Source organism: Sphingomonas rustica (assembly GCF_039652585.1).
Classification (GTDB): domain Bacteria; phylum Pseudomonadota; class Alphaproteobacteria; order Sphingomonadales; family Sphingomonadaceae; genus Sphingomonas; species Sphingomonas rustica.
In genome coordinates this window covers 290,772-310,502 of record NZ_JBDIZK010000005.1, presented here as the reverse complement: position 1 = coordinate 310,502, position 19,731 = coordinate 290,772, and the positions used below count along the sequence as shown (strand labels likewise).

19 protein-coding genes are annotated in these 19,731 nt (G+C 65.5%); 10 read left to right on the top strand and 9 right to left on the bottom strand.

The genetic code is table 11. The annotated features are described in order from the left end of the window. Positions 1-203: 203 nt before the first annotated feature. The 3 genes from TPR58_RS10785 to TPR58_RS10775 all read left to right on the top strand — a co-directional run bounded on the left by TPR58_RS10785 (position 204) and on the right by TPR58_RS10775 (position 2,555). Positions 204-563 carry a hypothetical protein gene (locus TPR58_RS10785; RefSeq protein ID WP_346246657.1) on the top strand — a complete coding sequence of 120 codons (360 nt, stop codon included), beginning with the start codon at positions 204-206 and terminating at the stop codon, positions 561-563. Then, the gene (locus tag TPR58_RS10780; RefSeq protein WP_346246656.1) at positions 560-1,654 is read left to right on the top strand and encodes a hypothetical protein; all 1,095 of its coding nucleotides are present in this window, start codon (positions 560-562) and stop codon (positions 1,652-1,654) included. The genes TPR58_RS10785 and TPR58_RS10780 overlap by 4 nt, the downstream gene beginning before the upstream one ends. Positions 1,655-1,841: 187 nt before the next feature. After that, positions 1,842-2,555 carry a GNAT family N-acetyltransferase gene (locus tag TPR58_RS10775; protein WP_346246655.1) on the top strand — a complete coding sequence of 238 codons (714 nt, stop codon included), beginning with the start codon at positions 1,842-1,844 and terminating at the stop codon, positions 2,553-2,555. Between the two features lie 90 nt (positions 2,556-2,645). On the opposite strand, the gene TPR58_RS10770 is transcribed toward TPR58_RS10775, so the two are convergent. The 3 genes from TPR58_RS10770 to TPR58_RS10760 form a co-directional block, all read right to left on the bottom strand. Further along, positions 2,646-3,104, bottom strand: a complete 459-nt coding sequence (locus TPR58_RS10770) for a hypothetical protein (RefSeq protein WP_346246654.1) — start codon at positions 3,102-3,104, stop codon at positions 2,646-2,648. A gap of 152 nt (positions 3,105-3,256) precedes the next feature. Continuing rightward, positions 3,257-4,504 (bottom strand): glycoside hydrolase family 27 protein, encoded by a 1,248-nt coding sequence (locus TPR58_RS10765; RefSeq protein WP_346246653.1) that lies wholly within the window; start codon positions 4,502-4,504, stop codon positions 3,257-3,259. An 82-nt stretch (positions 4,505-4,586) separates the two neighbouring features. Next, a complete protein-coding gene (locus tag TPR58_RS10760) occupies positions 4,587-5,498 on the bottom strand; it encodes a LysR family transcriptional regulator (protein WP_346246652.1) in 912 nt (303 codons plus the stop codon). A 114-nt stretch (positions 5,499-5,612) separates the two neighbouring features. Here TPR58_RS10760 and TPR58_RS10755 point away from each other — a divergent pair, with 114 nt between their 5' ends. After that, a complete protein-coding gene (locus tag TPR58_RS10755) occupies positions 5,613-6,548 on the top strand; it encodes an alpha/beta fold hydrolase (RefSeq protein ID WP_346246651.1) in 936 nt (311 codons plus the stop codon). 5 nt (positions 6,549-6,553) lie between these two features. Further along, entirely contained in the window at positions 6,554-7,045 is a 492-nt protein-coding gene (locus tag TPR58_RS10750) for a cupin domain-containing protein (RefSeq protein WP_346246692.1), read from the top strand. Between the two features lie 11 nt (positions 7,046-7,056). Here TPR58_RS10750 and TPR58_RS10745 read toward each other — a convergent pair whose 3' ends face one another. Continuing rightward, positions 7,057-7,440, bottom strand: coding sequence for a winged helix-turn-helix transcriptional regulator (locus TPR58_RS10745; RefSeq protein ID WP_346246650.1), 384 nt, complete (start codon positions 7,438-7,440; stop codon positions 7,057-7,059). An 87-nt stretch (positions 7,441-7,527) separates the two neighbouring features. On the opposite strand from TPR58_RS10745, the gene TPR58_RS10740 reads away from it, so the two are divergent. Next, positions 7,528-8,103 carry an FMN-dependent NADH-azoreductase gene (locus tag TPR58_RS10740; protein ID WP_346246649.1) on the top strand — a complete coding sequence of 192 codons (576 nt, stop codon included), beginning with the start codon at positions 7,528-7,530 and terminating at the stop codon, positions 8,101-8,103. A gap of 18 nt (positions 8,104-8,121) precedes the next feature. Here TPR58_RS10740 and TPR58_RS10735 read toward each other — a convergent pair whose 3' ends face one another. Next, a complete protein-coding gene (locus TPR58_RS10735) occupies positions 8,122-8,475 on the bottom strand; it encodes a response regulator (protein ID WP_346246648.1) in 354 nt (117 codons plus the stop codon). Continuing rightward, positions 8,472-10,586: a PAS domain-containing sensor histidine kinase gene (locus tag TPR58_RS10730; protein ID WP_346246647.1), complete on the bottom strand. Its 2,115-nt coding sequence runs from the start codon at positions 10,584-10,586 to the stop codon at positions 8,472-8,474. The genes TPR58_RS10735 and TPR58_RS10730 overlap by 4 nt, the downstream gene beginning before the upstream one ends. 350 nt (positions 10,587-10,936) lie before the next feature. On the opposite strand from TPR58_RS10730, the gene TPR58_RS10725 reads away from it, so the two are divergent. Beyond that, positions 10,937-11,623 (top strand): hypothetical protein, encoded by a 687-nt coding sequence (locus tag TPR58_RS10725; protein WP_346246646.1) that lies wholly within the window; start codon positions 10,937-10,939, stop codon positions 11,621-11,623. A gap of 15 nt (positions 11,624-11,638) precedes the next feature. Here TPR58_RS10725 and TPR58_RS10720 read toward each other — a convergent pair whose 3' ends face one another. The 3 genes from TPR58_RS10720 to TPR58_RS10710 all read right to left on the bottom strand — a co-directional run bounded on the left by TPR58_RS10720 (position 11,639) and on the right by TPR58_RS10710 (position 14,901). Beyond that, entirely contained in the window at positions 11,639-12,382 is a 744-nt protein-coding gene (locus tag TPR58_RS10720) for a hypothetical protein (RefSeq protein WP_346246645.1), read from the bottom strand. A gap of 20 nt (positions 12,383-12,402) precedes the next feature. Continuing rightward, positions 12,403-13,353: a Gfo/Idh/MocA family oxidoreductase gene (locus TPR58_RS10715; protein WP_346246644.1), complete on the bottom strand. Its 951-nt coding sequence runs from the start codon at positions 13,351-13,353 to the stop codon at positions 12,403-12,405. A 234-nt stretch (positions 13,354-13,587) separates the two neighbouring features. After that, positions 13,588-14,901 carry a UDP-glucose dehydrogenase family protein gene (locus TPR58_RS10710; RefSeq protein WP_346246643.1) on the bottom strand — a complete coding sequence of 438 codons (1,314 nt, stop codon included), beginning with the start codon at positions 14,899-14,901 and terminating at the stop codon, positions 13,588-13,590. Positions 14,902-15,456: 555 nt separating this feature from the next. Between TPR58_RS10710 and TPR58_RS10705 the strand changes: the two genes are divergently transcribed. The 3 genes from TPR58_RS10705 to TPR58_RS10695 all read left to right on the top strand — a co-directional run bounded on the left by TPR58_RS10705 (position 15,457) and on the right by TPR58_RS10695 (position 19,715). Next, a complete protein-coding gene (locus TPR58_RS10705; RefSeq protein ID WP_346246642.1) occupies positions 15,457-16,746 on the top strand; it encodes an EAL domain-containing protein in 1,290 nt (429 codons plus the stop codon). Positions 16,747-16,809: 63 nt separating this feature from the next. After that, complete coding sequence (locus tag TPR58_RS10700; RefSeq protein WP_346246641.1) at positions 16,810-19,266, top strand: ATP-binding protein; 2,457 nt, start codon at positions 16,810-16,812, stop codon at positions 19,264-19,266. A 62-nt stretch (positions 19,267-19,328) separates the two neighbouring features. Then, on the top strand, positions 19,329-19,715 hold the full coding sequence (locus TPR58_RS10695) for a response regulator (RefSeq protein ID WP_346246640.1): 387 nt from the start codon (positions 19,329-19,331) through the stop codon (positions 19,713-19,715). Positions 19,716-19,731: the final 16 nt, after the last annotated feature.

Sequence of the window (19,731 nt, the reverse complement as noted above, 5' to 3'; positions counted from 1 at the left end):
CGCAGCGGCGCCGTGGGAAGCGCCCGGGTCCGATCGATCAAGCGTTACGATGCGGACCGCTCCACAGGGAGGGCTGCCGGATCGGTCGGGTCGAGTGTCCCCGAATACCACCAATCTCGCTGCGATACTCGTTTCAATCTGAAAGGGTTCGCGTAGGTTTCACGGAAATCGAAGCGTTGGTAGTCTCGCATCCGGAAAATTGCATGAAGCTCACGATCAACAGTATTTATTGCAAGAAGACCTGTTCAGCGACTCAGCCGGACAATGTGTTCCTGATCATCCAGGCGGATGGCGGACCACCTATTCACTATCCGGCTGTTGGTTGGATAAACATGAAGGCGCAAGAATATATGACGCTACCCGAAGGCGGGTATAGCTTCGATTTCGACTATGGGTTCGTCGTTACTGCCTGGGACGCGGACTCCGTATTCCTGAAGGGATTGGACTCTCCCGACTTCCTGTTCAACTTCGATGGCTGCACGACATCGCCCGGTTATTATTCGCAGACGCTCTACAATAACAACGGCGCAGAATATTGCTATGACAGGACGATCTCGTCATGAGCGCTTTTCCGATCCAGCGGGATCTCGCCGCCATGGCTGCGCGGGCAAGCCTGGCACTGCCCGGCGCCGCCAGTCGCGCCGCGACTGCGGAAAAGTCGAAGCAGCGGCTGCATCCCGCGATCCGCAAGGCGGCCGACGAGGCGCTTCTCGCCTTCCGCGCCTCTCCGGAACACGCCGCTCTGATGGCGGACCTGGAGGGCATGAGCCTCCTTCAACTCCAGTCGCGATTGCGCACAGCGCTGGAGGGGCCGTATTTCGAGCCCGTGATGGCGACCCTTCGCCAGACCGCGACGCGCGATGCCGATGAGGATCCGCTGCTCGATTTCATTCCCAAGGCGGTGTCGCTCGGCCTGATGGGCCAGGCTGTGCTGCTGCTCGGGGTGAGTGGCAGCGTCGGCTACGCCGTGGACGTCAGCCTCACCAATCCCGACACGGGGATCTATGTCGGCGGCGCGGTCGATGCAGGCATCGACGCGGGGATCGAGGGCGATATCTGCCTGGGGTTCTGGCGCGAATCCGTCGCCGACCTGGGCGGCACCTATGTCGGCGCGGAAGTCGATATCGACGACCTCACCGGCATCGTGGTGGCGGCATTCGAGAATGACGACGAAATCGGGCTCGTCTTCGCCGGGGTCGACCTGGGCATCGACGACGGGATGGAGAATACCGACTTTTATTTCTTCGAGTTCGATACCGGCCAGGCGCCGATCTACCAGCCCGGGGAGTCGAACTGCCTGGTCCAGCTTCAGGGGATGGTCTGTACCAACTCGAAGAACGATTATGACGAGATCTATATCGAGTTTCTCGCCGACAGCGACAGCACCGTCTATCGTTTTCCGGCCTGGGACAGCTATCAGATGTGCGAGGCGGATCGGAACAGCGATCTCTCGAACTGGAGTGTCGGGCTGATCATCAAGTTCGATTCGTCCTTCACGCTGCGCCTGCACGTCGGCGACCAGACGCTGGACGACCTCACGATTACCCGAAGCTATTATGGCGGGGTGAACGAAGGCTACACCGCCATATGGGATACCAGCCACGCGACCAACGGCATCTATTATAGCTGCGCGACGGTGTTGCTGAAGGGATGATGGGCGTTCCCTCCTGGATGGCCAGCCGCGTCCGAGCGTCCTGAAGGTCGGGGAGGTCAGGGTCAGACGCCGTGCATCGTCGCGTCGAGACGCGCGATTGGGCAGAGTGCGACGGCGTCGACCGGTTCCTGCGGATAAATCGAAGGGGGGATGTCCACAGCCGTGGCACCGGATGCTAAGGCGCGGCATGACCCGCGTTCCGGCATCCGTCCTCGATTATTGGTGCAAGGCCTTTGCCGGTCGCCCGCTCGGCGATCACGACAGGTTGGTCCTCACGGTCAGCGAGACGCTGAATCCCAAGCGCCCGGCGATGATGCTGGAACAGGAGGATGGGTCGGTGCGTGCGGCGGTGAGCCCCGACGTGGCGGAGCGGATTGCGGCCCAGGGGCCAGACCGGCTGTCGGCCCACGATCTTAGGGTGCGCCTGGATCTTGCGGGCGTCGCGCTGCACGATCCGGACTATCTGTTCTATCTTCCCGACACCGTGCGACAGGTGCCCGATTTCGAGACGTCACCGCGCCTGCTGACCGAGGCCGACCGTGCCGAATTCGATCAATTCCATCAGGCGGCGTCCGAACAGGATCGGGAGGACGCCTTTGTCGAACTGGATCACTGGGCGGTGGTCGGCGTCTTCGAGAAGGGCCGGCTGGTCAGCGCCGCCAGCATGTGCCTGTGGGCGGACAGCCCGGTCGCGGACCTTGGCGTGCTGACGCTTCCCGCCGCGCGCGGCCGGGGATTTGCCCGCGCCGTCGTCCAGTCGATCAATGCCGTGTCGAGGCAGCGCGGCCATGAGCCGCAATATCGATGCCAGCTCGACAATCACGCATCGGTCGCATTGGCCCGGTCGTGCGGGTTCGTCCCGTTCGGCGAATGGACCGTGGCGGCCGACCTTGTTTCCTGACCCGGCGGCCGGCGCGCGTCGCGCTTCAGGCAGAGGCGCACGATGCCTCACCTTGCTCTATCGAACAGATTTCGCCTCGTGAACCTTCGTCTAAGCGTCTGCGCACCACAAGACACGCTCTAGTGCCGGATCATAGCGCGCTATTATGGCATCCGGGAGGTTTTCAGCTGTCAGGCGAACCTCTCTCGATGTTGCCCGTCCCAACATGGCTAGGAAGTGCTCCAATCGAGCCGCTTCGGCAGGGCCGTCAATATCACGCGGATCAAAGTCGAACTCCACTTCCTCTTCACTGAGGAAATGACAATTCAGTCGGATCTTTCCGATGCGGTATAGCGCGTACGCGCCACAGGCCTGGCGGCGGCGAAAAACCGCCTTGATGTCGGCGGGTGGCGTCGTGGCTTCTCCATTGTAGCTGATCGACAGTCTGTCCGGATCAGCTGAAAGAACTTGCCATACTAACGCCCACTCACGACGGGAGGCATCGAGAATACAGATATCCCGCCAAGAGCCGTCATATTCGAAGTCGGGAGCGATCTGGGGCCAATTCATACCGCCAGGTAATGCGCAATATGCTAAGTGTGCAATGTCCGTTCGCGAAGCTAAGTCGGAATTTCGACCTTTTGCAGTATGCTCCCGTTTGTGGCTCTTGAACGCTAGCATAGATGTAGCGCGCGGGGAGGGCCCCCTTTTACGAGCCTAGCTTACGGCTGCACTTTCACCATCACCACCCCGTGCGCCGGCACCGTCGCCGAGAACCGCCCCGCCACCGGCTTCAGGTCGCGGTGCTGCCACAGGTCGCGGATGCGGGCCTTGAGGCCTGGGGGATAGCCGAGCGCGTCCCAGTCGACCGCGATCGTTTCCGGCGCGTCGCCCCGGTTGAACAGGATGACGGCGCGGCCCCCGCCGCTAAGCGGCTTGACCCAGACCTCGCGATTGCCATCCCGCCAGACGCGGCGCCCCTGGATGCCGAGCAGGTCCTGATTGATCGCGATCACCTCGCGGTTGAGCAGGATCGCGCGCGTTGCCTCGTCCATGTTGGCGATGTCGTTGCCCGCGATCAGCGGGGCGGCCATCAGCGCCCAGAGCGAGAAGTGCGAACGATATTGCGCATCGGTCATCCCGCCATTGCCGACCTCGAGCATGTCGGGGTCGTTCCAATGGCCGGGGCCGGCATAGGGCCAGAGCGGCTCGGCCATGTCGAGGATGTTGAGCATCCCCCAGCTATGGCCGTATTTGCCTTCCCACTTGTCGGTGATGTCTCCCGAGATGCGCCAGAGATTGCCGATCTTCGCACCCCACAGCCAGGGCTGGTTGTTGCCCCATTCGCACAGCGAGAAGACGATGTCGCGGCCGGTCGAGCGCAGCGCGTCGGACATCAGCGCATAGGCTTCCTCGGCATTGCGGGTGCCGGTGTTGCACCAGTCATATTTGAGATAGTCGACGCCCCAGCGCGCATAAGTGAGCGCATCCTGAAACTCATGACCCTGGCTGCCCGGACGCCCGCCGCAGGTCTTTCGCCCCGCGTCCGAATAGATGCCGAACTTCAGCCCGCGCGAATGGACATAGTCGGCCAGCGCCTTGATGCCCGACGGAAACTTGACGGGGTCGGCGGTGATGAAGCCGTCGGCATCGCGCACGCCGTGCCAGCAATCGTCGATCACGACATAGCGATAGCCGGCATCGCGCATGCCCGACCGGACCATCGCGTCGGCCACGTCGCGGACGATCTTCTCGTTGATGTTGCAGCCGAACTTGTTCCAGCTGTTCCATCCCATTGGCGGCGTTTTGGCCAGCCCGTTGGCGGTCCGGCCGGGGTCCTGCGACGGGCGGATCGTATTGGGATCCGGCGCGGGGATCGCGTCCTGGGCGGAGGCGACGGAGGTCGCGATCAGCGAGCCCGCAAGTCCCGCAACCCACGCCGCCCGCCGCCACGCCACACGCATCGCCATCGTCCACTCCCCGGAATTTGATTTCCGGGCGACCCTATAGATCGGTCCGCTACCCGCAAGAGCGTATTTATCGGACCACAAGCTATTCAGCCGCCGAGGTGATGCGATCCCAGTAGGGCGGGTCACCAAAAGCAGTCCGTAACCACGCCACCAAGGCGGCGACCTTTGCCGGTGCGCTGCGGGCCAGGGGATAGCAGACGAACAGTTCGGCGCCCTCGGCCTCGGCACCCACATCGACCTGCACCAGCGACCCTTGGGCAAGCTGTTCATGCACGAAGAAGGTCGGCAACAGCGTGATGCCCAGCCCGGCCAGTGCCGCGTCGCGCATGATCAGGCCGTTATTGACCCGCAGGCAGGCGCGGGGCCGAACGACCGTCCAGCCTGTCGCAGCGGCGAAGCGCCAGTCGGCATCGCGGTTGATGTAGAGGATCGCCCGGTGCTGCTCGAGGTCGGCGACCGAGACGGGGCGGGGTTGGCGATCGAGATAGGCTGGGGAGGCGACCAGCACCCGGCGGGTCGTCGCCAGGCGCTTCGCGACCAGCCGCGCGTCGGCGATCGGCCCGTGCCGGATGACCGCATCATAACCGTCGGCGGCGACATCGATGAACCGGTCGTCGAGATCGAGCGTAAGTTCGATGCGGGGATGTTCGGCCAGAAACGAATAGAGTGCCGGCCCCAGATGGAGATAGCCGAAGCTGACCGGTGCCGAGATGCGCAGGGGGCCCGAGAGGGTGCCGCTGCGCTCGGCGATCTCGCTTTCCGCCTCACGCGCCTCGAGCAGGATGCGCCGCGCGCGCGGGAGGAAGCGGTCGCCATCCTCGGTCAGGCTCAGCTTGCGCGTGGTGCGCTGGACCAGGCATCCACCCAGAACCCGTTCGAGTTCGGCCAGCCGCTCGCTGACGACGGACTTGGCGAAGCCCAGCCTTCGCGAGGCGGCGCTGATCGACCCGGTTTCCGCGATGGCGACGAATGCGGCGATGCCCTCCAACTTCATGTCGTTCGGCCTTTCCGGAAACTGATGTCGGCACGCGCCCGCTAGTCCGGCAACACACCCGGCGGCATGTTGGTGTCGCGTGTCGGGGACAGGCACGCAACAGGGGAAATCGTCATGCGCAGAACCGCTCTGTTGAGCCTCGCCTTGTTGATCGCAACACCCGCCACGACGATCGCGACGTCCGCAATGGCACAGATCGTGCCGTTTCCGTCCAGCTTCGTCGTCCGTGACGTTCCGACCAACGGCACCACCCTGCACGTCCGGATGGGCGGCAAGGGGCCGGCGGTCGTGCTGCTGCACGGCTATGGCGAGACGGGGGACATGTGGGCGCCGCTGGCCATCGACCTGATGCGCGATCATACCGTGATCGTGCCAGACCTGCGCGGGCTCGGCCTGTCGGCCCGCCCGGCCGGCGGCTATGACAAGAAGACCCAGGGGCAGGACATTGCCGGACTGCTCGACGCGCTGCGCGTCGACAAGGTCGATCTGGTCACCCACGACATCGGCAACATGGTCGGCTTTGCCTTCGCCGCCGCCCATCGGGACCGGGTGAAGCGGTTCGTGCTGATGGACGCGCCGATCCCCGGGGTCGGTGCCTGGGACGAGATCCTGAAGAACCCGCTGCTATGGCATTTCCGGTTCGGCGGTCCCGATATGGAGCGGCTGGTTGCGGGCCGCGAGCGCATCTATCTCGACCGGTTCTGGAACGAATTCTCCGCCACGCCCGCCCGGTTCAGCGAGGCCTCGCGTGCCCATTATGCCCGGCTCTATGCGCTTCCGGGGGCGATGCACGCCGGCTTTGCGCAGTTTGCCGCCTTCGATCAGGACGTGATCGACGATCGCGCGGCCCTGGCGGCGGGCAAGCTGGACATGCCGGTGCTGGCGGTCGGCGGCGCGAAGTCTTTCGGGCCGACCATGGCCGTCGTTATGCGATCGGCGGCAAACAACGTGACCGAGGCGGTGGTGCCCGATTCGGGCCACTGGCTGATGGAGGAGCAGCCGGCGGCAACGGTGAGGCTGGTCCGCGACTTTCTGGACGCGGGCAAGTGAGCGGCATGCGCGCCGGTGCCGTCGCGCTTCTGCTGGTCGCCATCGGCCCGGGTGCCGCAGCGGTCCAGGACGGCGAGCGCCGGTTGACCCCGGATGAGGCAATGGCGCTGCCCGTCGTGCCTGCGGGGCCCGGCACGTCCCGGCTGGGGGCGATCGAGACCCGGCTGTTGTCGGGCGATCCGGCGGCGGGCGGCCTGTACACGATCGCGATCCGGGTGCCGCCCGATACGCGGATCGCGGCGCATACCCATCGCGACGACCGCACCGCAGTGGTGGTCCAGGGCGTCTGGCATTTCGGCTACGGCACAACCGCCTCGACCGCGGCGTCGCGCGCGCTGCCGGCGGGAAGCTTCTATACCGAGCCGGCAGATGCGGCGCATTTCGCCTGGACCGGGCCGGAAGGCGCGACGGTCTACATCACCGGCCACGGGCCGACCGACACCCGCTATGTCGAGGCCGGCAATGATCCGGCAGCGCATCGGACGGGCAAGCCATAGCGGCCAAGCGCTCAGCCAGCGTCGGCGTTGCGCATGTCGTATCGCGTGCGGTTGCCGTTGATCGCCGCCAGGTTCGCATTGGCCCAGGCGCCGAGCTGATTGACCGGATCGGCGAGCGAGCGGCCGAGCTCGGTCAGCCGATATTCGACCTGGGGCGGGGTGGTGTCGCGCACGTCGCGCGCGACCATGCCGTCACGTTCCAGCATCTTGAGCGTGCGGGTCAGCATCTGTTGCGAGATGCCGCCGACGCGGCGCTTGATGTCGTTGAAGCGGCGCGGCTGTTCGTTCAGCGACATGACGACGAGCACGGTCCATTTGTCGCCGATCCTGCCAAGGATCTCGCTGACGCCGCGGCAGTCGACATGTGCCGTCATCGGGTGGCTGGGCACATCCATATGACCTGGTCCTGAAAATATGCGTTCTTGGCGTGCCCCAGGTGGTCTCATAGATGGTCCTGGTCAACAATATAGACCGGGTGAACCATGAAACTTCTCCATATCGATTCCGGCATTCAGGGCGAGCGGTCCGCGAGCCGCGCGCTTTCGGCGGCGGTCGTCGATCGCCTGCGATCGGACCGTCTGGATCTCGCCGTCGTGCGTCGCGACCTGGTCGCCGATCCGATCGACCATCTGCTGCCCGGCGATCTCGCCGGCGGTGAGGCCGACGGCATCGCCAGTGAATTCCTGGACGCGGACATCGTCGTGATCGGCACCGGCCTGTATAACTTCACCATCCCGACCCAGCTGAAAGCGTGGGTCGATCGCATCCTGATCCCCGGCCGCACCTTTCTCTATGGCGAGGCGGGCCCCGAAGGACTGGCAGGCGGCAAGCGGGTGATCGTGACGCTTGCCCGCGGCGGCATCTATTCGCCCGGAAGTCCGGCTGCGCCACTGGAACATGCCGAGACCTATCTGCGCGGCGTGCTCGCCTTTATCGGCATCACCGATCCCGAGTTCGTCATCGCGGAAGGACTGGCGCTGGGCGAGGATGCTCGCGCGGCAGCGGTGTCGGCAGCGATGCAGCGGGCCAATGACGTGGCGGGCGCGGTCGCGGCCTGAACCGCGCGGGCGCGACCGTCAGCCGACCAGCTGTGCGAGCGCCGCCTCGATATCGTGGCTCCGATAGGGCTTCTCGATCAGCGCCTGGCTTTCGAACCCTTCGGGAACCGCGCCATAGCCGCTGGCAAAGGCGAAGGGGACGGCGAGGTCGCGCAGCAGTGCGGCGATGGCGGTGCTGCGCTCGCTGCCCAGGTTGATGTCGAGGATCGCGGCGTCGAGGCCGCCCGCCTGGGCCAGCGCCAGCCCCTCGGCCAGGCGCGCGGCCGGGCCGATCGTGACGCAGCCCAGTGTCTCCAGGATATCCTCCAGGCACATGGCGACGATCGGCTCGTCCTCGACCACCAGGATCCGCAGCCCTTCGAGCGCGGTCATGGCTCGCGCCCGGGCAGGGGGGCATCGATGGTGCAGACCAGGCCGGTCGGCGCGAAGTCGATCGTCACCGTGCCGCCCAGTTCGGCGGCAAGGCCGCGCTCGATCATGCGCGTTCCGAAACCGCGCCCCTTGGGTGCCGCCACGCGCGGCCCGTCGCGTTCGGCCCAGGTCAGGCGAAAGCGCGGATCCGGACCGTCGGTGGCGGCCCAGCTGATGGCGATTCGACCCTCCGGCACCGACAGAGCGCCATGCTTCACCGCATTGGTCGCCAGTTCGTGGATGGCGAGCGCCAGGCTGATCGCGGTCTTGGGCGCGATCGTGAGGTCGGGGCCTTCGAGCTCGAACCGGCCGCTTTCCCCGCCATGCGGCGCGGCGGCATCGTGGATGATCCGGGCGATCGACACCGGACCCCAATGCTCGCGGGTCAGGAGATTGTGCGCTTCGGACAGGGCGGCGAGCCGGCCCTCGAAAGCGGCACGCGCGAGCAGCGGATCGGCGTCTGCCTTGAACGTCTGCTGGACGATCCCCTGGACGATGGCGAGGGTGTTCTTCACCCGGTGGTTGAGTTCGTCGATCAGCAACCGCTGATGCGCCTCGGCCCGCTTCGCCTCGGTCATGTCGCGGCCGATCGCGTGCAGCGCGACGGGGCGGCCCTGGTCGTCCATCGTCAGGCGCGAGTTGATCTCCCAGATCCGCTCCTCGCCATTCTTCGCGCGGACCTTTAGCGTCAGACGCGTCGAGCCGCCCTGGCGCAGCTTGCGATCGAACGCCTCCAGGCTGAGTTCGAACTGGTCGGGCGTCATGAAATCGCCGATCGACCGGCCGATCACCTCGTCGAGCGAATAGCCGAGCGCGCTCAGCACTGCGGGATTCACGCTGGTGATGCGATTGTCGAGCGTGGTGGTGATGAGGAAGTCGTTCGCCTCCTCGAAGATCGTGCGGAAACGCTGTTCGCTCTCGCGCAGCTCCTCCTCGGCCTGCTTGCGCTCGGTCACGTCGAACGAGATGCCGACGAAACGGCTGGCGCGGTCGTCGCCATAATCGACGCGGCTGCCATGGCTGCGCAGCCAGCGTTCCTCCCCGGTGTCCGCCCGGCGGATGCGATACTCCATCGTGTAGCGCTCGCCCGTCTCGATGCAGCGCTGGAGCGCGTCGCGCGCGAGCGCGCGGTCCTCGACCACGATCCGGTCGATCCAGTCCTCGACGGTGCCGCTGAGTCCGCGATTGCGCGGCAGGCCGAGCAGGTCGAAGCGGTTGACCGACCATTGCCCCTGCATGGTGTCCAGATCGATTTCCCAGGTCGCCATGCCGGCGCCTTCGACCGCCAGGCGCAGCGTCTCCTCACCCTTGCGCAGCGCATCTTCGTCGGCGCGGCGGCGGGTAACGTCCAGCGTGACCGCCAGCACTCCGAACGGCTCGCCATCGGGACGGCGGATTACCGAGACGGTATTGTTGACCCAGACCAGGCTGCCATCCTTGCGGATATAGCGTTTTTCATGCGTGTAGGGCGTGCCGTCGGCCACCGCGCGCTCGAACAGGCCGGTATTGCGTGCCACGTCGTCGGGATGGGTGATCGACAGCATCGTCCGCCCCATCAGTTCCTCGCGGCTCCACCCCGCAATCTCGCAGAAGCGATCGTTGACCAGCGTGAAGCGGCCGTCGAGGTCCACCTGGGCGAAGCCGGCGGTGGACTGGCTGATATAGGCCGAAAGCTCCGCCTCGCGATCGCGCAGCGCGAGTTCGGCTTCCTTTGCCTCGGTCACGTCGTGCGCGGTGCCGATGAAGCCGACATGGCGGCCCTCCGCATCCCAGCGCGGGGAGGACGTCGAGTGGAGCCAGCGCCAGCTGCCGTCGGCACGGCGATAGCGGCCGATCAGCGAGAAGGGTGCGAGGCTGGCCTCGCCGGCGATCGACTCCTGCAGCAGCCGGGCGGCATCGTCGGGATGGATGATGTTGCGCCAGTCGAAGGCAAGCGCCTCTTCATAGGGAACGCCGAGAAACTCGACATAGGCGCGGTTGACGAAACTGCGCTGGCGGTTGAGCCGGGTGACCCAGACGGCCACCGGCGCGCTGTCCGCGATCAGGCGAAACTCGTCCTCGCCCGCCGGCAATGGCTCAATAGGGGATGCAGGGGGCGACATTCGCGCTGAGCCTAGCCGGAAGTAGCGGCGAATCAACAACCTATACTGGGGTTGGGTACAAGCCGAAGTCGCGGGGATCGAGTGCGACTCCGGCTTGCCCCTGCTGCCGGTCCCCGGGCGAAGGGAAACGGCGTGCGCACTGTCCGCGCGCTGGACCCGTAAAGGGAGAAAACAGGCCCGGCCTTACGGTATCGCGCATGACGATAGCGGGTTAGTCCGGTGAATTACGCAAGCGCGGGCGGGGGGATCGAGACGGGGATATTCGCGGCCGACGCGGCTATCGCTTGACGGCCATCGCCCCAGGTGATGGAACCGCAGGCGTGAGCACTCCCCCCTCGACTCCCGGTGGCGCAGGATCGCCCGACCCCGATGATCAGGCCCAGGCCCAGGCGGAAGCCGCCGAATCGGCTGCCATCCGGCGGCGATGGATAACGCTGGGCGAGATCCTGGCGGTGGTCGCGGTGATCATCTCGGGTTTGACCCTGTACAATAACTGGGCCGAGCGCGGTGAAAGCAAGGCGGTCAAGGAGGCGGACGCGAAGCAGGCGTCGGCCAAGGCGGCCACTCTGGTGCTGATGGCGGGCGAAAGCGGCAAACGATCACTGGAGCTGAAGCCGGCCTCCGACGATCAGTCGGTCCAGAGCCAGAAGGTCCTGTTTCCCTCCGCGCTCGAGGTGCCGCCGGCCGAGACGACCGGCGAGCCGCGCATCGAGGCGTCGTGGTTCGACGGCGCGCTGCAAAAGGCGCGCAATGCGGCAAAGCTGCCGGATGACAGCCGCGGCGACGAGCGGCTGCCGGTCGTCATCACCACGCGCTTCCTGGTGAATGGCGAGCCGCATGAGGATGTGGCGCTGTACGACATCGGTTACACGATCTCGGGCAAGTTCCTGAGCGGGCACACCGTGACGCTGCGCGGCCTGTCGATGGTGTCGCGGATCAGGAGCGGATCGGGCCAGGCGCAGCTCGACGCGCGCTGGAAGCGCATCCTGCCGGCCGCCCAGCCCTGAGCCGGCGACCGCCGTTCAGAGCTCGGTATAGTCCCCGCAGGCGGGAAAGGGCTGGTCGGGGCGATAGCTGCCCGTGCCCGCATCGAAGGTGAAGCGGCGGGTGAAGCTGCACTTGGGATCGGCCTGACGGACAAGGTCGGTCTTGCGCAGCGGCGGCCGGGTGGTCGAGTCGCTCGACCGCGACGCGCCGCGGGGGAAGGCCCAGGCGCTGGTCGTATAGGACAGGATCGGCAGGCGTCCGGCACCGCCGGGAACCAGCCCGAGTCGCGCGGAAAAGCCATATTCGTCGTGGCAGGCGTCCAGCCGCTTCGCGCTGTCCTTTTCGTCGAAGCAGGCGCGGATGGTCAGCGAGGCGCGGATCGGCTGGTCGAGGATGGCGCGACCGCCGGGTCTGTCGACGGTCACTTCGTACAGCTTGACCCGGGTCGCATTGCCGCCTCCGCCCGAATAGCCGGTACTGAGCTCGGACTGGACGCCGGCAAGGAAGCGGCCGTCGCCCAGGACGACGAGCCGCGGCCAGACCGACGGCGCGTCCTCGTCATCCTTGCGAGCCTGGTCGGCGGGTGCTCGGGTGGTGGCGCCTGCGCGGACGACCGGACGCGCGCCGTCCCGGGCGGGGACCAGCGAAACGCACCAGCGGCCGTCCTTCGTGCAGGCCTCGCCATTCTCGCGGGCCGACAGGCTGACGATCGCCGCGGGGTCGGCAGGGATCGGCGCAGCATGCGCAGCGGCGATCGTGAAGAGGAGCGGGGCGATCATTTGCGGTCCCGGCGCACGGTTCAGCGCAGCCGCGCGACGAAGGGGTGCTCGACCGACGCGTTCGGGACGACTGCCGCGCTGCGGATGTGCGACACCGCCTCGACTGCGGTGCGATTGGTTTCCAGGCCGAAGCTGCGACCGGCGAGGATTTCCTCATAGGAGCGGGTGTGCAGATCGGTGAAGCCGCCCGAGAACTCGATCTCGTCGCCATCGACGGTGATCGAGCGCCAGGTCCGCTGGCCGCGGTCGCGCGCCTCGGCCGGCACGTCGTCGATGTCGATCGACATGAACCAGCGGACGCGGGCATGCTCATATTCGAGATAGCCGGCAGCATGGGCGGCGTCGTGCCAATGGACCTCGTTCGACTGAAGCTCGCCGAAGATGAAGTGCAGCATGTCGAAGAAATGGACGCCGATGTTGGTGGCGATGCCGCCCGACTTGGCGACGTCCGCCTTCCACGACTGCATGTACCAGTGGCCGCGCGAGGTGATGTAGGTCAGGTCGACCTCATGCTTGGTGTCGCGCGGGCCGGCCAGCACCTTTTCGCGCAGCGCGACGATCGCCGGATGCAGGCGCAGCTGGAGAATGGTGTGGACGCGCTGGCCGGTGGCCTGCTCCATTTCGAGCAGCCCGTCGAGGTTCCACGGGTTGAGGACGATCGGCTTCTCGCAGATCGCATCCGCGCCGCTGCGCATCGCGAAGCGGCAATGCGCATCATGGAGGTAGTTGGGGGAGCAGATCGCCATATAGTCGATCGCCTGGCCGCCTGTGCCGCGGGTGAGGTTGTAGATGTGGCGGTCGAAGCGCTCGAACTCGGTGAAGAAGTCCGCTTCGGGGAAATAGCTGTCGATGATACCGACGCTGTCATTGACGTCATAGGCCACCGCGATGCGGTTGCCCGTGTCGCGCACTGCCGTCATGTGGCGCGGCGCGATATAGCCTGCTGCACCGATCAACGCGAAATTCTTCATGATTTTCCCTCGCTCGCGGGCAGGCTTTAGGCGGCGTCGCGCAAGGCCGCAACCGGCTCGCGCGGGGATCGCGATTTCGTTGGAGTCCGCCGCGCGACGCCGCGCCATCGCGATCGAGACTGGGGGGAGCCGATCCAACCCCGCACGCGATCCGTGCCACGGCTCGATACGCGTAGAACAGCGCCGGTGGCGGGACAGCGCGGTGCGCTGGTCCCGCCACCGGCGCTCTTGCGGTTATTCGGTGCCGCGTCCCACGCCGACCAGCGTCAGCCCGGCCCGCTTGGCTTCATCGCTGGGATAGATGTTGCGCAGGTCGACCAGCAGCGGCGTCTTCAGGATCTTTGCCATGCGGCCAAGGTCGAGCGCGCGGAATTCGTCCCACTCGGTGACGATGACGAGCCCATCGGCGCCGTCTGCGGCAACATAGGGGCTTTCGCTGAACTCGACATTGGTCAGCATCTTGCTGGCCTGTTCCACGCCCTCGGGGTCATAGGCCTTCACCGTCGCGCCTGCGTCCTGCAGCGCCTGGATCACGGCCAGGCTGGGCGCATCGCGCATGTCGTCGGTGTTGGGCTTGAAGGTGAGGCCGAGGATCGCGACGGTCTTGCCGCGGACGTCGCCGCCCATCGCCTTGATGACCTTGCGGCCCATGGCGCGCTTGCGGGCGTCGTTCACCTGCACGGTTGCCTCGACGATGCGCAGCGGCGTGTCATTGTCGTCGGCGGTCTTCATCAGCGCCAGCGTGTCCTTCGGGAAGCACGAGCCGCCATAGCCAGGGCCGGCATGAAGGAACTTGGAGCCGATGCGGTTGTCCATGCCGATGCCGCGCGACACTTCCTGGACGTTCGCGCCGACCTGTTCGCACAGGTCCGCGATCTCGTTGATGAAGGTGATCTTCACCGCGAGGAAGGCGTTGGCGGCGTATTTGATCAGCTCCGACGTGCGGCGGCCGACGAACAGCACCGGCGCATTCTGGTTCAGCGACAGCGGGCGATAGATGGCGCGCATCACTTCGCGCGCATCTTCGTCATCGGTGCCGACGACCACGCGGTCGGGACGCTTGAAGTCCTCGATTGCGGCGCCTTCGCGCAGGAATTCGGGATTCGACACGACCTTTGCGCCGCTTTGCGGAGCGATTTTCGCAAGGATGCGCTCGACCTCATCGCCGGTGCCGACCGGGACGGTCGACTTGGTGACGATCACGCTGGGCTTGGTCAGCGCGTGCGCGATTTCCTCGGCGGCGGCAAAGACGTATGACAGGTCGGCATGTCCGTCGCCGCGACGGCTGGGGGTGCCGACCGCGATGAACACGGCGTCCGCGTCCTTCACGCCCTCGGCAAGATCGGTAGTGAACGACAGGCGGCCCGCCTTCACGTTCGACGCGACGAGTTCGGCAAGGCCCGGTTCGTAGATCGGCATCACATTCTGATGCAGCAGTTCGATCTTGCGAGCGTCCTTGTCGACGCAGACGACTTCATGTCCGAAATCGGAAAAGCAGGCTCCGGAAACGAGCCCGACATAGCCGGTGCCGATCATCGCGATGCGCAATGCAAAATCCCCCTACATTGTGATGAGTTTTGTCGAACAGATGCCGCCGCACCTACTCTATCGGTTCGCTAACACAAGATCGTGGCACTTGCGTGGCGAATCTCTTCGCATTCCTCCTTCCGAGGACGCGTGCGAGCCTTGGGGTGCCGATGAATCAATAAAGCCGCAGGCGCACCCGCGGCTCCGAACGCTTCCGGACCAGCGCCCGGCAGGACTTCGAAGGAAGTCAGCCGCTGCCGGTCCGGAGGACTGAACTGGTCTTACAGCGGGCGAATCTGATCGCCGCCGGCACCGTCACGGAAAAACAGGTTGAAGAAGTTCACGGTGATTCTCCCATCGTGCGCAGAGCGCGCACCGGGATCGTTAATCAGGATTTAACCATCAATCAATCGGCGTGATGGGGTAGGGAGGCCCTGTGTGCCAACGTGAGGCATTTAACCCTTCCTTCAAGACTCCCGCCCTATGCCGGAGCCGATGTCCGCATCGTACGCCCCCCCCGCGTCCGCGAACGACGCCGTTCCGCTCTCCGGCGGCCCGAAGGGGCTGCGCGAGGCAATGCCTGTCGCCGCGTCGGAGCCCGGCAGCGACCCGGTTCGGCACGGCGCAGAGTGCGTCTGCCGAGCACTTGCCCTGTGCCAGATCGCGAACTTCGCCGCGTTGCGGCGTCATCTGGGCAGGCCAAGGACAGACGCACTGGTTCGCGATGTCGGCGACCGGATTGTCGAACTGATCCGCGACGCCAGGATCACCGTCGCTGCACGGGCAACCGTGGAGATCAGCTTCGAGCGCGGATCCTGCGACGCTGCCGCTGCGGATATCGAAGCAATCCGACAGCTGTTCCAGCACCCGTTGCTGCTGGACGGCGAACCCTACAAGCTGGACATGAACATCGGACTGGCGGTGTGCCCTGCGATCGATTGCGATGAGGTCCGGCTGACCGAGGCTGCCGAATCGGCGCTGGACCAGGCCGTTGCCGATCGGCAACCTGTCGTTTTGGACCTGGCCCGGGTCGATCTCGCCTTCGATCGGCTCACGCTGATGCGCGAGCTTCCCGGGGCCATGACGGGCGGACAGATTTTCCTGCAATATCAGCCCAAGGTTCATGTTCGCCGCCGTGAGATTGCCAGCGCCGAGGCGCTGGTGCGGTGGCAGCACCCGACCCGCGGCCTGATCCTCCCCGGCGACTTCATCTCGGTAGCCGAGCAGGCCGGCGAAATCGCCGCGCTGACGCTGTGGACCTTGCGGCAGGTGATCTGGGACCAGAAGCGGCTCGCCGTTGAGGGGCACGACCTGACGCTGTTCATCAACATTTCGGGCCTGTTGCTTGCTGATATCGCCTTTGTCGACGCGGCATGCGAGATCGTCGGCGACGGCGCTGCGCGCATCGGCTTCGAGATTACCGAAACCGCGGTGATTCGTGATCCCGACAGCGCGATCCGCCATCTGCAGCGCTTTGCCGATATCGGCGTGACGCTCGCGATCGACGACTATGGCGCCGGCCTGTCGTCGCTTGCCTATCTCAAGAAGCTCCCCGCGCGCGAACTGAAGATCGACAAGATGTTCGTGATGCAGCTCACCAGCAGCAATCGCGACCCCCTGATCGTCCGGTCGACGATCGATCTTGCCCATGCGCTGGAAATGGAGGTCGTTGCCGAAGGCGTGGAAACCCCGTCCGCTCTGGCGCTGCTGACCGTCATGGGATGCGATATGGTCCAGGGCTTCCTGATTTCCCGGCCCCTGGGGTTCGACGGATTTCGCAGATTTCTGGACGAGAACAGCCTGTTCGATGGCGCTCTTGGCAATCCCACCTTCGCCCGCCCCGAAAGTTTCTGGAAGCGTGCCTGAGACCGCGGCTGGAGCAGTTCCGCTCTTAGGCCGGTCTTAATCTGGTCATGCGAGGATCGCGCGATGCGTGTCCTTGCCTGCTTCCTCGCCGCGCTGCTCGCGCTGCCCGTCTCCGCCGTCGCGACGCCGTCGTCCGCCCAAGTCATTGCTCCGCGCGCACCGGTCCAGATCGCACTGGACCGTGCCCGGTCGACCATGGTCGCGGATCCCGTTCATGGACTGAAGCTCGCTGCCACTGCCGAGACGCTTGCCCGGGACCTTCCCCAGGGGCGCGAGCGAATCGTCGCGGTCGCAACCGCGCGCTGGCTGAGCAGCGAGGCCTATCTGAGGCTGAACCAGATCGCGCTTGCCCGTCCCATCATCGCGCAGACGCTGACCGACATCGCGTCGATCCGGGAACCGATCAAATTGCGGGGCGACCTGCTGCTGTCGCTCGGGTCGCTGCAGATGGACGATGGCAAGGCGGCGCAGGCACTGGCGAGCTATCAGCGCGCGTTTCGCATCTTCGAGGAACTGAAGGAAGCCCGCGGCCAGGCGCTCGCCTATCACTATATCGCCGGGCTCTATCTGGCGGCCAACGACCATGCCAGTGCCGAGCGCTATTATCGCTGGGCGGCCGAACTCTATTCGGGCGATCCGTCCTTGTCGCTCACCCTGCACAACAGCCGCGGGAACGTGCTGATCGAGTTGGAGCGCTACGACGAGGCGCAGCACGAATATGAGCTTGCCCTCAAGACCGCGCGCGATCAGCGCAACGCACCGCTCGAAGCGAGAATTCTGGGCAATATTGCGCGCAATCAGGTCGAGGCCGGCCGACTGGACGATGCCGCCGCAACCCTGGCGCGTGGCTTCGCGCTGGTTCGCGATGCAAACGGACTCGGCGTCCGCGCCACACTGCTCGCGACCGCGGCGCGGCTGGCCTATATGCGCGGCAATTATGGGGATGCGGCGCGGCTGATCCGCGAGCGCTTTGCCGGAATCGACCCGGCGGCGACGAGTGGCGATTCCTGGACGGCGCATCTCTATGCCTATCAGATCTTTCGCGCGACCGGGGAGATCCAGCAATCGCTGCGCCATCTGGAAGCGCTGCGCCGGTTGAGCGACGAGGCGAACAAGGTCGCGACCAATGCGAGCACCGCGCTTGCCGCCGCGCAGTTCAACTACGCCAACAAGGAAACCCAGATCGCCACGATGCGCGCCGATCAGGCGACGCGCGCCGCGGCGTTTCAACGGACACTGTTCATGGCGATCGGGGGCGGTGCGCTGGCGCTGTTGCTGATCCTGGCGACCGCGCTGCTTTGGATCCGTCGCAGCCGCAATCAGGTTCGCGACGCCAACATCGTCCTGAACCGGACCAACGACGCGCTTGAAAAGGCGTTGAAGGCGAAGACCGAGTTCCTGGCGACGACCAGTCACGAGATCCGCACGCCATTGAACGGTATCCTGGGCATGACGCAGGTCATGCTGTGCGACGAGCGGCTGGACGACCGGGTCCGCGACCGGATCGGCGTCGTGCACGGTGCGGGAATGACGATGCGCAGCCTGGTCGACGATATTCTGGACGTCGCCAAGATGGAGACGGGCAATCTGTCGGTCGAGGCTGCTCCGATGGATCTGGTGGCGATGAGCCGCGACGTCACGCGCATCTGGGCGGAACAGGCCCGAGCCAAGGGACTGACCTTCCAGCTCGATGTCGCCGCCGCGCCGCAATGGATCATCAGCGATGCCGCACGGCTGCGGCAGGTCATCTTCAACCTGCTGTCCAACGCGATCAAGTTCACCGAGCACGGCGGCGTTTCACTGCGCGTGTCGAGCGAGCATGAGGCGGGCGATGCCCGCCTGCATCTGGTGGTTACCGACACCGGCATCGGCATTCCCGCCGAGAAGCGGGAAGAGATCTTCGAATCCTTCCGTCAGGCGGACTCGGGCACGACGCGTCGGTTTGGCGGCACCGGATTGGGTCTGACCATCTGTCGCAATCTCGCGCGTGCCCTGGGCGGCGACATCGGCGTCGAATGCGGCGAAGGCGGCGGATCGGTGTTTACCGTCACGCTCCCGCTGGCACTGGCCGAGCCTGCGTCGATCGCGACGCCGGACCATCGGCACGGAATGCTGGTTCTCGATCGCAATCCGATCGCCCGCGCGCTGCTGCGTGCCGTGCTGGAGCCGCGATTCGGCCGGGTGCGCTTTCTCGCGACGCCCGACGAGACGATCGTGGCACTGGGCGAGGGCGGCACGACCCATCTGTTGATCGACGAAGGCGCGCTGAAATCGACGTCCGGCGATGTGTTGGGTGTCTTGATGCCGCTGACCGCGGCTGCGACGGCGGTCGGGGCCCGGACGTCGATCCTGTGGACCGCGCCGACGGGAGAGTTTCAGGATTTGTTTCGCAATAGCAACATTGACCAAGTCATTGAGAAACCAGTCTCTGGACCCGATCTGATCGCCGCGATCCTGGCGTTCAAGGGTGAAAATTCACATCATGGAACGCCGGGGGCGCTTGTGTCGTGCGCGGCTTGAGACGATAGCGGACCGCAAATGAAGGTCGCATCAATCTGTCAGACCCCAAAGGGGCATAATGAATGAACATCCTCTTCATCGAGGACGATCCGATGAACCGCCGGGTCGTGAAGGACATGCTCGACGTGGCCGGCGCGACGATGGCGGAAGCGTCGATCGCCGAGGAAGGGCTGGCGCGGATCGAATATGAGCGGTTCGACGTCGTCCTGATGGACCTGCGCATGCCCGGCATGGACGGGATCGAGGCGATCCGCCGCATCCGCGCGCGCGATGACGAAAAGGGCCAGTTGCCGGTGATCGTTGTCACCGCTGACACCGGTGCCGATCTGCGCGAACGCTGCCTGTCGGCCGGCGCCGACGATGTGTTGTTCAAGCCGGTGGCGATGGATGCGCTGTTCGACTCGATCGGCCGGGTGCTTGCCGCGAAGGGCGGCGGACTGATCGTCTGACGTCGGAGCGGAAGGA